This is a genomic window from Vibrio alginolyticus NBRC 15630 = ATCC 17749 (assembly GCF_000354175.2).
Classification (GTDB): Bacteria; Pseudomonadota; Gammaproteobacteria; order Enterobacterales; family Vibrionaceae; genus Vibrio; species Vibrio alginolyticus.
In genome coordinates this window covers 1786352-1800272 of the sequence record NC_022349.1, presented here as the reverse complement: position 1 = coordinate 1800272, position 13921 = coordinate 1786352, and the positions used below count along the sequence as shown (strand labels likewise).

The following is a 13921-nucleotide window of genomic DNA, read 5'->3' as shown; positions in this document are numbered from 1 at the left end:
TAAATACAGATGTAGGGTGTTGCGTCGGAGAATTGTGTTGTCTTAGACAATTTGACAGTGTCATCTCTTAAATAGCGTGAGGATTACCCCAAAAATAACCTCTCTAAAGGAACCCTTACCCAATACACTCCTTTTTACGTGACGCATTAAGCAATAGTTTTGTTACAGAATTAAGAATAGAACGAAAACGGTTGTTTGCTAGTTGTTTCTATTAAGGTCGTGCTTCGCGTAACACACTTTACGTTCTAACGATTAGAGGAAATGAAAGAGAAAAAGTTCCACGTAAAAAAAAGCCCGCTTCAGCGGGCGAATAGTCACAGATGCATTACACAAAAGTGGATAACTAACTGCATGAATGCTGTCACTCAGCTAGCTGACTCACTTTATATTGGTTAAGTGCTTGTTTGAAACTTAACCAACAAATTCAGCATATACGAGTTTTATCTTTGTGACTATTTATGTTTTATATGTGATTAAAAATTCTCATGTCTATTTTTGTAGATATGAGCGAGATCACGCAGTGATAGAAACACTACGTGTCATTACATTGTTTTTAGACGATTAACGACAGATCTCAGCTACGGTCGGCTGGCACAATTGGATAAGATCTTGAATAGAAAGCGCCAGCCCAGCCATTCGATCGCCACTGCTGATCGTGACTTCCTGTTCTTCTAGTAAGCTGGGGTCGAACACGATTGGCATATGACGTTTGAGTAACAGAGGAGTGACAGTACCAACTTTGTAACCAGTGATGGACTCAACATCGGCTTGATCAACACAAGTCATCCGGCGACATTTCAGTAACGAGCGCACTTTTTTGGGATCAACGCTACGATCACCTGGTGCACAGGCGAGTGCATATTGATTCCCCATGTCTCGTAGCAAGATTGCTTTCACCATTTGAGAAGGGCGAATGCCGCGTTGGTGCGCGGCATCCTCAATGGTGGTTGATGGTCTTTGATGCGGTAACAGACGAAACGGAATGTGTTGGTCTGTGAGAAATTGCATCAAAGGAGTATTGATTGTATTACTCATCATCAAGACTGTAAGGCAGTGATTCGATTGTCCATTCACATTCTGGTTGCGCAACTAAACGAAGACGAGTGTCTTCATCGAGATTATTAGGCAGTACGATCAGGCCAATCGCATGATTGTCACTGAACTGGTAGTGATTTAATAAAGCACCTACTGAACGCCAGTTTTCACCTACGCTGCGTTCGAGCTCAATTGGTTCGTCACTGAATGGAGCAGAAGTTGCACCTTTTACGATATACATCGCACGTTTATTGGTACCGCGATACTTCGCTCGTGCTACCGTTTCTTGTCCCGTGTAGCAGCCCTTTGTGAAGCTTATGCCTCCTAAAGCTTGCACGTTGAGTGCTTGTGGAATGTGAGCATTCTGCGCGGATGCAGAGACAAATGGTAAACCTGCCTCAATATCGAAACGATTCCAAAGCTCATTTGTCGTAAAGACAGCGTCGGTAGTTTCAACGATTTGCTGTGCTTCTGGCGCACTTAATATCAGTAACCAGCGATCTTGTGCAACTTGCACTGCTGTGCCACCGTCAACTGCGCGAACGCTGCCAGTTGTCTTGCTCATTGTTGAAATGAATTCATCGGCTTTGACGCCAGCGACACCTAAGATAACGTCATCAGAAGCTTCAATCGTTACTTTAGAGAAAATGGCGTATTTCTTTATTTCACTAAGTTCTACGTCAATCGCCGATTTTGGTTGGATCATGCCGTAGCCATCATGATGATGGAAAAGGCGGAACACGCTCCACACTTTGCCTTTCGCATCACAATGTGCGCCCAGTGTTGATTGGTCTTTTTCTAAAGAAACAACATCGCAGGTAACCTGACCTTGTAAGTATGATTTTTTATCATCACCGATCATGGTGATCATGCCGAAGTTATCCAGCAGTGAGATAGATAACTCTGGAAGCGCGTCTTGAGTTGAGAGAGGTAATGCTGAAAAACGAGTTTGCCATTCCATAATTACAATGCCTTTTGAAGATATTTTTCCGCTATGTTATACCCAAATAACCTTGAGATACTAGGGGAGCGATTTACGAATCAACATTTGTCTGCTTTCACTATCGTATTGTGACCCGCACACTAGTGACGTAGCACATCACTTGTTACACTCCGCACTAACAACAAGACATCTATGAAGGAATAGTGAATGTACACTCCGGAAGAAAAAGCGCGTATTAAATGGGCTTGTCGTCGAGGCATGCTTGAGCTTGACGTAGTAATTATGCCGTTTTTTGAAGAGTGCTTTGATACTCTGAGTGAACAAGAGCAGCGTGACTTTGTTTCTTTACTTGAATGCGATGATCCTGATCTGTTTACTTGGGTAATGGGGCATGGCCGTAGCGAAAATTTAGGTCATGCAGCAATGGTTGATAAAATTGTCGCCCATAACCTCAGCAAAGTTCGTTAATTTTACTGCTTCTCCCTCTCTGACTGCCCGAGTCTTCAATGTTGTACTTTTCTTATTGATGACTTGGGCTGTTATCTTCTCTAGTGTTCCGCTCGTATTATCGACTTATTTGTTATTACTGATTGTTAAGGCTCTCTCAAGCCAAGGCCTTGTTCAACCTACAAGTCATGGGCATTGGTATGTGCACTGCGATGGCTCGGTTAGGTTTGATGCCCTTGAGTATGGCGAATGCTCGGAAGATATTGAGTCCGAAAAGGGTCATTTACAGCGAGTCGATACATCGGCATCACCATTCAAGATAACATTCCAATTGCAATCTGGCCGTAGTGTTACGATTTGGCGTGATAGCTGTGACGATGAGCAGTATCGTCAACTATCTTTGGTATTACGCCAATGGGAAATGAAACAGGGAGCTAATGCTCCCTGCTGATGTAATAGTTTACTTGGTAAAGTTAAAGCTGTTTAGCTGGAACCAAAATCGTTGGGCCGCTGTTTTCCAGTTGGTTCGGATAGTCAAGCGTGTAGTGCAAACCTCGACTCTCTTTACGCTGCATCGCACAACGAACCATCAACTCTGCGACTTGTAAAAGGTTACGCAGTTCTAATAAGTTGTTCGACACACGGAAATTGCTGTAGTACTCGTGTGTTTCTTGTTGCAACAGTTGGATACGGCGTAAGGCGCGCTCTAAACGTTTGTCAGTTCGCACAATGCCCATGTAGTCCCACATAAACAGACGAAGCTCGTGCCAGTTGTGCTGAATGATCACTTCTTCATCACTATTGGTTACTTTGCTTTCATCCCAACATGGCACCTGTGAGGGTAGCTCAACGTTAGTGTGATGTTTTAGAATATCTTTTGCCGCAGACCAAGCATAAACCACACATTCGAGAAGTGAGTTTGATGCCATGCGGTTAGCACCATGCAGCCCGGTGTAGCTAACTTCACCAATCGCATACAAATTTTTCAGATCGGTGCAGCCATTTCTATCCACCATGACACCGCCACAAGTGTAGTGTGCAGCAGGTACGATTGGGATTGGCGCTTTAGTCATGTCGATGCCCAAATCCATCAAACGTGAATAAATGGTTGGGAAGTGTTTCGTAATAAAGTCAGCAGGCTTATGACTGATGTCGAGATACATACAGTCGGCGCCTAAACGCTTCATTTCGAAGTCGATAGCACGAGCCACCACGTCACGCGGAGCAAGCTCTTTACGTTCATCGAAATCTGGCATAAAGCGAGAGCCATCTGGACGACGCAGGTAAGCACCTTCGCCACGCAACGCTTCAGTCAGCAAGAAGTTACGTGCTTCTGGGTGATATAAACACGTCGGATGGAACTGGTTAAATTCCATATTCGCCACACGACACCCTGCACGCCAAGCAATCGCAATACCATCACCAGACGACACATCTGGGTTAGAGGTGTATTGATAAACCTTTGAAGCACCACCTGTAGCGAGAACCACAAATTTGGCTCGCACGGTTTCGACATGCTCTTCGTTGCGGTTCCAAATATAAGCACCGATAACTTTGTTTTTATCACCGCCAATTTTGTCTTCGGTGATTAAGTCCAGAGCATTGTGACGTTCGAGAACATGAATGTTTGGATGGTTATGAGCGTTATCTTGCAGGGAGGTTTGCATCGCCATACCTGTCGCATCTGCCGCGTGAAGAATACGACGACGGCTATGACCACCTTCACGAGTTAAGTGGTAGCGAGGTTCATCGTCAGAGTCATCTTCTTCACGATCAAATGGGACACCACCGTCAATCAACCACTGTACGCACTCTTTTGAATGCTCAGCAATGAACCTTACGGTCTCCTCATCGCAAATACCATCCCCGGCGATTTGCGTGTCTTCAACGTGTGAATCAATGGTGTCTGACTCATCAAATACGGCAGCGATACCGCCTTGAGCATAGTATGTCGCCCCTTCGCTGCGTGGTCCTTTACTCAGCACCATCACCTTACAGTGGTTAGCAACGCGCAAAGCCAACGACAAACCTGCCGCGCCACTCCCTACCACTAATACATCACACTCATGTTCACGATTTGTGTTCATATAACTTTTATAATCCCAAGCTAAGGTAACAAGGCTACCTTGTGTATTATTTGCACACCATGTGCATTCCATTATCGCGACATCTGTCGCTAAGGGCTAAGTTGGGAGACCTATCGACGTCCGTGTTACGGCGGTGACTGAGCCACTCTTCTTTTTCATGCAGAGCATAAGCATGCTTCCTAAGTTATAATTTGTAACGCGGTGTTCAGATAGCCATTAGCCATGCAAATGAAAAGTAATAGTTTGTCAATGCCATTGCTTTTCCATGCTCGACCCAGCACAATCTGGGACAGAGATCATTCATTATACCCATTTCCCTCCAAGATGCTCGCTTGTCAAACTTAGACTAAAGTCAGGCAGCGGTGGTCATTTGGGTACAGACATCACACTGTGAAAAAACAATGACAAAAAACTTGAGAAACCATGGAACTTTCTCATTCACGTTAGGGTCACAATAGTGCTCAAGTAAGCAGTGGTGTCAATACTACGTTTTGCATAATTAGTACCCATATCTGAGAAGAGTAGGGGCATAACAAATAGGAGTATCCGCTCGAATGAACGAGCAGCTGACCGATCAAGTATTGATTGAGCGAGTTCAGAATGGCGATAAGCAAGCATTCAACCTGTTGGTAACAAAGTACCAGAATAAGGTATGTAATCTTATTTCCAGATACGTTAGTAATCCTGGCGATGTACCAGATGTAGCACAAGAAGCGTTTATTAAAGCTTACCGAGCTATCCCTAGCTTTCGTGGGGAAAGTGCGTTTTATACGTGGCTGTATCGCATTGCAGTGAATACTGCGAAAAATCACATTGTTGCTCAAGGGCGTAGACCTCCAGCGACAGATGTCGATGCTGAAGATGCTGAATTTTACGAAACAGGTAGTGCACTTAAAGAAATATCGAACCCTGAGAACTTAACGTTGTCCAAAGAATTGCAACGGGTGGTGTTCAGTGCAATCGAAGCTTTACCTGAAGATTTAAAAACCGCAATGACATTACGAGAGCTCGACGGCTTGAGTTATGAAGAAATTGCAGAAGTGATGGATTGCCCGGTAGGAACGGTACGATCGCGTATCTTCCGTGCTCGTGAGGCGGTGGAAAAGAAAATCAGACCTCTTTTGCAACGCTAGTACAAGTAATAACTATGGTGAAAATAATGGCTGACAAAGAAAAACTTTCAGCTCTCATGGATGGAGAATTGGTCGATAAGGCTTTAATTCAAGAGTTAGAGCAAGACCAAGAGAGCCGTGATGCTTGGCAGAACTATCACCTGATTGGTGATGTGATGCGAGGCGAAGCGCCAGCAAAACCTGAGTGGAATATTGCTGAAAGCGTGGCGTTAGCGTTAGAAGATGAACCTGCACACCGTGCGTTTGATTCGCACAGTGCAAATGTTATCTCAATTGCGGATACGCCAAAAGAGTCGCAACCAGAACCGCAAAAAGCAAAACGTCAGTTGCCAGGTTGGTTGACGCAGTTTGGTCAAGTTGCTGTTGCTGCATGTGTATCGCTTGTTGTTATTTTAGGTGTACAGCAGTACGGTGGTAGCGATTCAATGTCGCCGCAAACAGATCAATTACCTGTATTGCAGACGGTTCCGTTTGCTGGCAGCGCAGAACCAGTGAGTTTGACTCGTGAGTCTGTAGAACGTTCTGTAGGCGAGGCAAATATGCAAGAGCAGCGCAAGCGTGTTCATGCTATGCTGCGAGACTACGAATTGCAGTTACGAATTAACAGTGATGCATCTCAACAAGATGCAAATCTGAATCCGGATATTGAATGAAAAAATTTCTGATCAGCGCTTGCGCTCTGTTCAGTATGATGTCTTCTCAAGCCTTTGCTGGTGATAAGCCAGCGGAGGCTTTATTGCATCAAATGAGCGAGGCGAGTAAGAATTTAAGTTACGAACTCTCTTATATCCTTATCAAAAAGAACAGCATTGAGCCGTTGCTGTATCGTCATGCCACGCATGGTGACGATCAATATGCTCATCTTGTCTACTTAAGTGGCCCAGTGCGTGAAGTGATTCGTCGCGGAACTGAAGTAAGTTATATCGAAACGGGTTTAGAACCGTTCACCATCGAGTCAGGTAAAATGGTCGCTCCGACTATGCCTATGCTCAACACCAATATCGATGAGCTAAACTTGTATTACGACTATGTAAAAGTGGGCAGAGCTCGTGAAGCTGGTGTGGCAACACAAGTGCTGCGTATTGTTCCTAAAGACGGTCTGCGCTATTCATACGTACTATGGATCGATGAAAAGAGTAAATTGCCGTTACGTGCCGACCTTGTGGACCGAGATGGTGAGATGCTTGAACAATATCGCACTATTTCTTACACGGTAAACCCAAAAATCGCAGAGTTAATGAGTGGCCTGCAAGATGTTCAATTACCTGCTGTTCTCACCATGCCAAAAGGCGATATTGGGACCAGTAATTGGCAGGTTGGTTGGATCCCTGAGGGTTTCGAGCCGAACGAGCTCAACCGCTATCGAATGGCCGTTACTAACCAAATGGTGGAGAGTCAGCTGTATTCTGATGGTCTGTTTAGCTTCTCTGTTTACGTAGCAAACAAGGATGAGCATTCGTTAAAAGGGCAGTTGGTTCGCCAAGGCAGAAGAACGCTACACAGTTTTGTGAGCGGTCAACATGAAATCTCTGTTGTAGGAGACATTCCACCGACCACAGCACAGCGTATCGCCCAATCAGTCACATTTAATGTAACAAAGAGTAAATAACAATGATGACCGCGTTGGCTACCGTGACAGACGTGCATCGTCGCGGCAAGCAATACGAAATTGATTTAAGTTGCGAACAGCAGACCAGTTGCAGTAGTTGCTCTTCACAGAAAAGCTGTGGAACGGGCGTTGTTACTAAAGCCATTGGTAACAAGAGTTTATCTTGGCACCTGCGCACGGATAAATCGGTGAAAATAGGTCAAGTCGTCGAGATTGGTTTTCCTGAGTCAAGCCTAATAAAATCAGCAATGGCGGTTTATTTACTGCCATTGTTTGGTTTGATTATCGGCGCGATGTTTGGTCACTTCCTATTAGCGCCGCTGACAGCCGGCGGGGAAGGCATCATCATATTGGCATCGGTATTGTTTGCCGCTGGTGGAATGTGGATCGCAAAATGTGTTTCTCGTCCGTTAGAAGATGAATCCAAGCGCCAAGTTACCCTCGTTCGGGTACTTGGAGAGCCAATCCAGTAAGTGCTGTCCCCCTCCACTAAAGGTTATTTGGGTATGTACTTTAAATTACGTGCGCCCGTTAACGAAATTCGGTAGAATCTGCCAACTTGATTGAAATGCCGTCAGTAGATGGCGTTTCTTACTGTCCCTATTTGTAAAGAGTTAGTCACCCTAAATCTATGAAGCACATTCGTAACTTTTCGATTATCGCCCACATCGACCATGGTAAGTCGACCCTATCAGACCGTCTAATCCAAGTTTGTGGCGGGTTAACCGATCGTGAAATGGCCGCACAGGTTCTGGATTCTATGGATCTTGAACGTGAGCGTGGCATCACCATCAAATCTCAGAGTGTGACGCTAAACTACACCGCTAAAGACGGTGAGACGTATCAGCTGAACTTCATCGATACTCCGGGGCACGTTGACTTTGCATATGAAGTATCACGCTCTCTAGCGGCTTGTGAAGGTGCGCTATTGGTTGTGGATGCGGGTCAAGGTGTTGAAGCTCAAACACTGGCTAACTGTTACACCGCGATCGAAATGGATCTAGAGGTTGTGCCAATCTTGAACAAGATTGACCTACCAGCAGCCGATCCTGAGCGTGTAGCGGAAGAAATTGAAGAAATCGTTGGTATCGATGCAATGGAAGCAACCCGCTGTTCTGCGAAGACAGGCATCGGTGTTGATGACGTTCTAGAGAACATTGTGTCAGCGATTCCAGCACCGGAAGGTGATCCAGATGCGCCACTACAAGCGCTGATCATAGACTCATGGTTTGATAACTACCTTGGCGTTGTTTCTTTAGTGCGTATTAAAAACGGCGAACTGAAGAAGAACGATAAGATCAAAGTGATGAGTACGGGCCAAGTTTGGGGTGTAGATCGTCTTGGTATCTTTACGCCAAAACAAGTAGATACCGATATCCTTCGTACTGGTGAAGTAGGTTGGGTTGTTTGTGGTATCAAAGACATTCTTGGTGCCCCTGTTGGTGATACGCTGACTCTAGCGAAGAATGGTTGTGATAAACCGCTACCAGGCTTTAAGAAAGTTAAACCTCAGGTTTACGCAGGTCTGTTCCCTGTATCTTCTGACGATTACGAGAACTTCCGCGACGCACTAGGCAAACTAAGCCTAAACGACGCATCGCTATTCTACGAGCCAGAAAACTCTGCAGCACTAGGCTTTGGTTTCCGTTGTGGTTTCCTTGGCATGCTACATATGGAAATCATCCAAGAGCGTCTAGAGCGTGAATACGACTTGGATCTTATCACCACAGCACCAACGGTAGTTTACGAAGTTGAGAAGACGGATGGCGATCTGCTGTATGTTGATAGCCCAGCAAAACTACCAGCGATCAATGATATTGAAGAAATTCGTGAACCGATTGCGCGTTGTAATATCCTTGTGCCTTCAGAGTACCTAGGTAATGTAATCACCCTGTGTGTTGAAAAGCGAGGCAGTCAAGTTGATATGGTTTACCACGGTAACCAAGTCGCTGTGACTTACGATATTCCAATGGCTGAAGTGGTACTGGATTTCTTCGATCGTCTGAAATCAACATCACGCGGTTACGCATCTTTGGATTACAACTTCCAGCGTTTTGAAGCTTCGAACATGGTACGTGTAGACGTTCTTCTTAACGGTGATACTGTTGATGCATTGGCGATGATTACACACAAAGATCAGTCTCAGACTCGCGGTCGTCAGTTGGTAGAGAAGATGAAAGAATTCATCCCTCGCCAAATGTTTGATATCGCAATCCAAGCGGCAATTGGTAACCACATTATCGCTCGTTCAACGGTAAAACAGTTGCGTAAGAACGTTATTGCGAAATGTTACGGCGGTGACGTAAGTCGTAAGAAGAAACTTCTGAAGAAACAGAAAGAAGGTAAGAAACGCATGAAGCAGATCGGTAACGTTGAGCTGCCTCAAGAAGCGTTCCTAGCCATCCTTCACGTAGGTAAAGACTAAAGTTGAACTTTGTCTCACACTTGTCGGTCTTAAGACGTTAGATATTAAAATAAGTGAAAGGGTTTCGGCTCTTTCACTTTCGTATTTTTAGATAAGGGAATTTAATGGCGAATACATTCTCACTGATGTTGGTTATTGCGACTTTGGTAACTGGCGTGGTTTGGCTATTGGAAAAGCTGGTTTTCGCGAAAAAGCGTCAGGAAAAACTGGCTGAGATTCAAGCTCAGACGTCTAATGGTTTGGATGCAGTGACCTTGCAAAAAGTTGAGCGTCAGCCTTGGTGGGTTGAAAATAGCGTCTCTATTTTCCCTGTGATCGCGTTCGTTTTAGTATTACGTTCTTTTATCTACGAACCATTTCAAATCCCATCAGGCTCAATGATGCCTACCTTGCTGGTTGGCGATTTCATTTTAGTTGAGAAGTACGCGTACGGTCTAAAAGACCCAGTATGGCGTACTCAGCTAGTGGAAACTGGTAAGCCTGAGCGTGGTGATATCGTGGTATTCAAATACCCACCACAACCAAGTGTGGACTACATTAAGCGTGTAGTTGGTTTACCTGGTGATATCGTGCGTTATTCAAGTGATAAGCAGCTTTGCGTGCAAAGCCAAGGCGAATCGGCATGTAAGCCAGTTAAACTGAGCAATGTTGAAGAAAGTCAGTTTAGCTCGAACGGTATTCCAATGATCCAACTGGATGAAAAATTGGGTAACGTTGAGCACAATATTTTGGTTAACCCTCTTGTGCGTAACCGCGTGGAGCAATATTTCCCACGCAGCGGCACGACAGAGTGGGTTGTACCACAAGGTCAGTATTTTGTGATGGGTGATAACCGTGACAACAGTGCTGACAGCCGTTACTGGGGCTTTGTTCCAGAAGCAAACTTAGTCGGTAAAGCTGTCGCGATCTGGATCAGCTTCGAGTTTGATCGTGGCGCAGATAGTGTTCTACCTTCATGGATTCCAACTGGTGTGCGTTTTAACCGCATCGGTGGCATTCACTAACCATTCAAATATCGAGAGAGTATGAATTCTCCAATTGATAAACTAGAGAGAAAGCTCGGCTACCAGTTTCAAGATGCCGGGCTTATCAATTTGGCGCTGACGCACCGCAGCGCCAACAGTAAGCACAATGAACGTCTTGAGTTTCTGGGCGATTCAATTTTAAGTTTTGTCATCGCTGATGATCTGTACCATCGTTTCCCAAAAGTGAACGAAGGTGACATGAGCCGCATGCGTGCTACTTTGGTTCGCGGACATACATTGGCGGAACTGGGTCGTGAATTCGATCTAGGAGATTATTTAAAATTAGGTCCAGGTGAATTGAAGAGTGGCGGTTTTCGCCGAGACTCTATTTTAGCCGATGCGGTTGAAGCCATTATTGGCGCAATTTACCTAGACAGTGATCTTGAAGTTGTGCGAGGCATTGTACTGAGTTGGTATCAGTCACGCCTTGAAGCCATTAAACCAGGCGTTTCACAGAAAGATCCGAAAACTCGCCTACAAGAGTTCCTACAAGGCAGAAGAAAACCGCTGCCTGTCTACACAGTGACTAATATTAAAGGTGAAGCGCACAACCAAGAGTTCACGGTTGAGTGCGAAGTAGCAGGTGTGGATAAGCCTGTAATCGGTAAAGGCACCAGCCGCCGCAAGGCAGAACAAGCGGCTGCTGAAACAGCACTTGAGCAATTAACAAATGGCTGATAACGAATTCGATATCGATGCGTTTTTCGCATCACAAGGTGAGCCAAGCTCGCCAGAAAACCAACACTGTGGCTTTATTGCTATTGTTGGTCGTCCAAACGTAGGTAAGTCGACACTTTTGAACAAGATTTTGGGTCAGAAGATTTCGATCACCTCTCGTAAGCCGCAAACGACACGCCACCGTATTATGGGTGTGGATACGGACGGCGATTACCAAGCGATTTACGTCGACACGCCTGGACTTCACATTGAAGAAAAGCGTGCGATCAACCGTTTGATGAACCGTGCTGCTAACTCGTCATTGAGTGATGTAAACCTTGTGTTCTTCTTAGTCGATGGTACGCATTGGACTAAAGACGATGAGATGGTACTGACCAAACTTCAAAAATCGAACTTCCCAGTTGTGCTTTGTGTAAACAAAGTCGACAACGTACAAGATCGTAACGACGTGATGCTACACATGGCGGAGATGTCGAAGAAGATGGACTTCGTGGATGTTGTGCCAATCTCTGCCAAGCAAGGTAAGAACATTGACGTACTACGTAAGCACGTGCGTAATCACTTACCTAAAGCAACGCATCACTTCCCAGAAGAATACGTAACTGACCGTTCTCAGCGTTTTATGGCGTCTGAGATTGTGCGTGAAAAGCTGATGCGCTTTACTGGTGAAGAGCTGCCATACTCAGTAACGGTTGAGATTGAACGTTTTGATTACAACCCAGAAACCGACGGTTTCCACATCAATGCCTTGATTCTTGTTGAGCGTAATGGCCAGAAGAAAATGGTGATTGGCAAAGGTGGCGAGAAGATTAAAACCATTGGTCGCGAAGCGCGTTTAGATATGGAAGAATTGTTCGGTCGTAAGGTTTACCTAGAAACTTGGGTAAAAGTGAAATCTGGCTGGGCAGACGACGAACGAGCGTTGCGATCGTTGGGTTATATAGACGATTTATAATCTTGGCTGCGAAGGTGCTTCGCTCCAACATCGATGAAAAATCAGTATCGATTAAAATAAGGAGCCGCTCGGCTCCTTATTTTTTATTTCACACTTTTTAGGCACAATGACTTAGATGAGTAATCTGTCTTCCGAAGGTTTACAGCGCTGTTTTGTATTGCACCGACGCCCTTACAGTGAATCGAGCTTAATCCTTGATGTATTTAGTGAGGAATATGGCCGAATGACTTTAATGGCCAAAGGCGCGCGCAGTAAGCGTTCGAACTTAAAAGGCGCATTGCAACCTTTTACCCCGCTATTACTTAAATGGTCGGGGAAAGGCTCAATGAAAACTTTGCGTCAAGCCGAGCCGATAAGTCTAGGTTTGCCGTTAACGGGCATTAATCTCTACTCAGCCATGTACGTCAATGAACTGATTGGCCGTATTTTGATGGCTGAAGTGCCGATGCCAGCACTATTTCATGATTATTTGCATGCGTTAACCGAGTTGGCGCACAACGAGAACCCTGAGCCTGCACTGCGTCGTTTTGAGTTAGCCTTGCTGTCTTCGATGGGGTATGGCGTGGATTTTTTGCATTGTGCAGGTACCGGCGAGCCCGTCGACCCAGAAATGACCTATCGTTACCGGGAACAGAAAGGGTTTATTGCTTCTGTTAGGCGCGATAACCTCACGTTTTTAGGGAATGAACTGATTGCTATCAGTGAGCGGCGGTTCGTCACTAAAGAGCAGCTAAAAGCGGCAAAACGCTTTACACGTATAGCCTTAAAGCCGTATCTTGGCGGCAAACCTTTAAAAAGTCGTGAATTTTTCATTCAGACCCCCAGAGCACGGAGTAACGGAAAATGAGCTCAATTTATTTAGGCGTCAATATCGACCATATTGCCACTCTACGTAATGCACGTGGTACAAAATACCCAGATCCTGTTCACGCTGCTGAAATTGCTGAGCGTGCAGGCGCGGACGGTATCACTATCCACTTACGTGAAGACCGTCGCCATATTTTGGATCGTGATGTACGTATTCTGCGTGAAACCATTCAAACGCGTATGAATCTAGAGATGGCAGTGACGGACGAAATGGTTGAGATTGCGCTGCAAACTAAACCAGAGTTTGTGTGTTTAGTGCCTGAAAAGCGTGAAGAACTGACGACGGAAGGTGGCTTAGATGTAGTAGGGCAGCTTGAAAAAATTAAAGCTGCGACGAAAAAGCTGACAGATGCAGGCATCAAAGTTTCGCTCTTTATTGATGCTGACCGTCAACAGATTGAAGCTGCGAAAAAGTGTGGCGCTCCGTTTATTGAGCTACATACTGGCCATTATGCAGATGCGACGACAGAAGACGAGCAACAAGCTGAACTGAAGAAGATTGCCGCTGGTGCTAGTTATGCACATGATCTAGGTATTATTGTTAATGCCGGGCATGGCCTGACTTATCACAATGTCGCACCAATTGCTGCATTACCAGAAATTTACGAACTCAACATTGGTCACTCAATCATTGGTCGCGCGGTATTTGATGGTTTAAATAAAGCGGTTGCTGACATGAAAGCATTGATGATTGAGGCTCGCCAGTCATAGGGCTAT

General features: G+C 45.2%; 15 protein-coding genes. 12 read left to right on the top strand and 3 right to left on the bottom strand.

What is annotated here, in order from left to right; all coding sequences use genetic code 11:
- Positions 1–561: 561 nt before the first annotated feature.
- Both N646_RS08120 and ygfZ read right to left on the bottom strand, forming a co-directional pair.
- Positions 562–1035 (bottom strand): aminoacyl-tRNA deacylase, encoded by a 474-nt coding sequence (locus N646_RS08120; protein WP_021707783.1) that lies wholly within the window; start codon positions 1033–1035, stop codon positions 562–564.
- Positions 1028–1996 (bottom strand): tRNA-modifying protein YgfZ, encoded by a 969-nt coding sequence (gene ygfZ / locus N646_RS08115; protein ID WP_017821631.1) that lies wholly within the window; start codon positions 1994–1996, stop codon positions 1028–1030. The genes N646_RS08120 and ygfZ overlap by 8 nt, the downstream gene beginning before the upstream one ends.
- 189 nt (positions 1997–2185) lie before the next feature.
- On the opposite strand from ygfZ, the gene N646_RS08110 reads away from it, so the two are divergent.
- Together N646_RS08110 and N646_RS24960 are read left to right on the top strand one after the other, a co-directional pair.
- A complete protein-coding gene (locus tag N646_RS08110; protein ID WP_005380951.1) occupies positions 2186–2446 on the top strand; it encodes an FAD assembly factor SdhE in 261 nt (86 codons plus the stop codon).
- The gene (locus N646_RS24960) at positions 2415–2876 is read left to right on the top strand and encodes a protein YgfX (protein ID WP_226977255.1); all 462 of its coding nucleotides are present in this window, start codon (positions 2415–2417) and stop codon (positions 2874–2876) included. The genes N646_RS08110 and N646_RS24960 overlap by 32 nt, the downstream gene beginning before the upstream one ends.
- A 22-nt stretch (positions 2877–2898) precedes the next feature.
- On the opposite strand, the gene nadB is transcribed toward N646_RS24960, so the two are convergent.
- On the bottom strand, positions 2899–4512 hold the full coding sequence (gene nadB, locus N646_RS08105) for an L-aspartate oxidase (protein WP_017821630.1): 1614 nt from the start codon (positions 4510–4512) through the stop codon (positions 2899–2901).
- A 554-nt stretch (positions 4513–5066) separates the two neighbouring features.
- Here nadB and rpoE point away from each other — a divergent pair.
- The 10 genes from rpoE (at position 5067) to pdxJ (ending at position 13915) form a co-directional block, all read left to right on the top strand.
- Entirely contained in the window at positions 5067–5645 is a 579-nt protein-coding gene (gene rpoE, locus N646_RS08100) for an RNA polymerase sigma factor RpoE (protein ID WP_005380946.1), read from the top strand.
- Between the two features lie 26 nt (positions 5646–5671).
- Entirely contained in the window at positions 5672–6298 is a 627-nt protein-coding gene (locus tag N646_RS08095) for a sigma-E factor negative regulatory protein (protein ID WP_005380944.1), read from the top strand.
- A complete protein-coding gene (gene rseB, locus N646_RS08090) occupies positions 6295–7254 on the top strand; it encodes a sigma-E factor regulatory protein RseB (protein WP_005380941.1) in 960 nt (319 codons plus the stop codon). The genes N646_RS08095 and rseB overlap by 4 nt, the downstream gene beginning before the upstream one ends.
- 2 nt (positions 7255–7256) lie before the next feature.
- Positions 7257–7727: a SoxR reducing system RseC family protein gene (locus N646_RS08085; protein ID WP_017821629.1), complete on the top strand. Its 471-nt coding sequence runs from the start codon at positions 7257–7259 to the stop codon at positions 7725–7727.
- 158 nt (positions 7728–7885) lie between these two features.
- Positions 7886–9679 (top strand): translation elongation factor 4, encoded by a 1794-nt coding sequence (lepA, locus tag N646_RS08080; protein WP_005384577.1) that lies wholly within the window; start codon positions 7886–7888, stop codon positions 9677–9679.
- Positions 9680–9783: 104 nt separating this feature from the next.
- Positions 9784–10683: a signal peptidase I gene (lepB, locus tag N646_RS08075; RefSeq protein ID WP_005380933.1), complete on the top strand. Its 900-nt coding sequence runs from the start codon at positions 9784–9786 to the stop codon at positions 10681–10683.
- Between the two features lie 21 nt (positions 10684–10704).
- On the top strand, positions 10705–11382 hold the full coding sequence (rnc, locus tag N646_RS08070) for a ribonuclease III (protein ID WP_005380932.1): 678 nt from the start codon (positions 10705–10707) through the stop codon (positions 11380–11382).
- A complete protein-coding gene (gene era / locus N646_RS08065) occupies positions 11375–12337 on the top strand; it encodes a GTPase Era (RefSeq protein WP_005380931.1) in 963 nt (320 codons plus the stop codon). Before rnc ends, era begins: the two co-directional genes overlap by 8 nt.
- Before the next feature lie 115 nt (positions 12338–12452).
- Complete coding sequence (recO, locus tag N646_RS08060) at positions 12453–13184, top strand: DNA repair protein RecO (RefSeq protein WP_006743310.1); 732 nt, start codon at positions 12453–12455, stop codon at positions 13182–13184.
- Positions 13181–13915 (top strand): pyridoxine 5'-phosphate synthase, encoded by a 735-nt coding sequence (gene pdxJ / locus N646_RS08055; protein WP_005384579.1) that lies wholly within the window; start codon positions 13181–13183, stop codon positions 13913–13915. Before recO ends, pdxJ begins: the two co-directional genes overlap by 4 nt.
- Positions 13916–13921 lie beyond the last annotated feature (6 nt).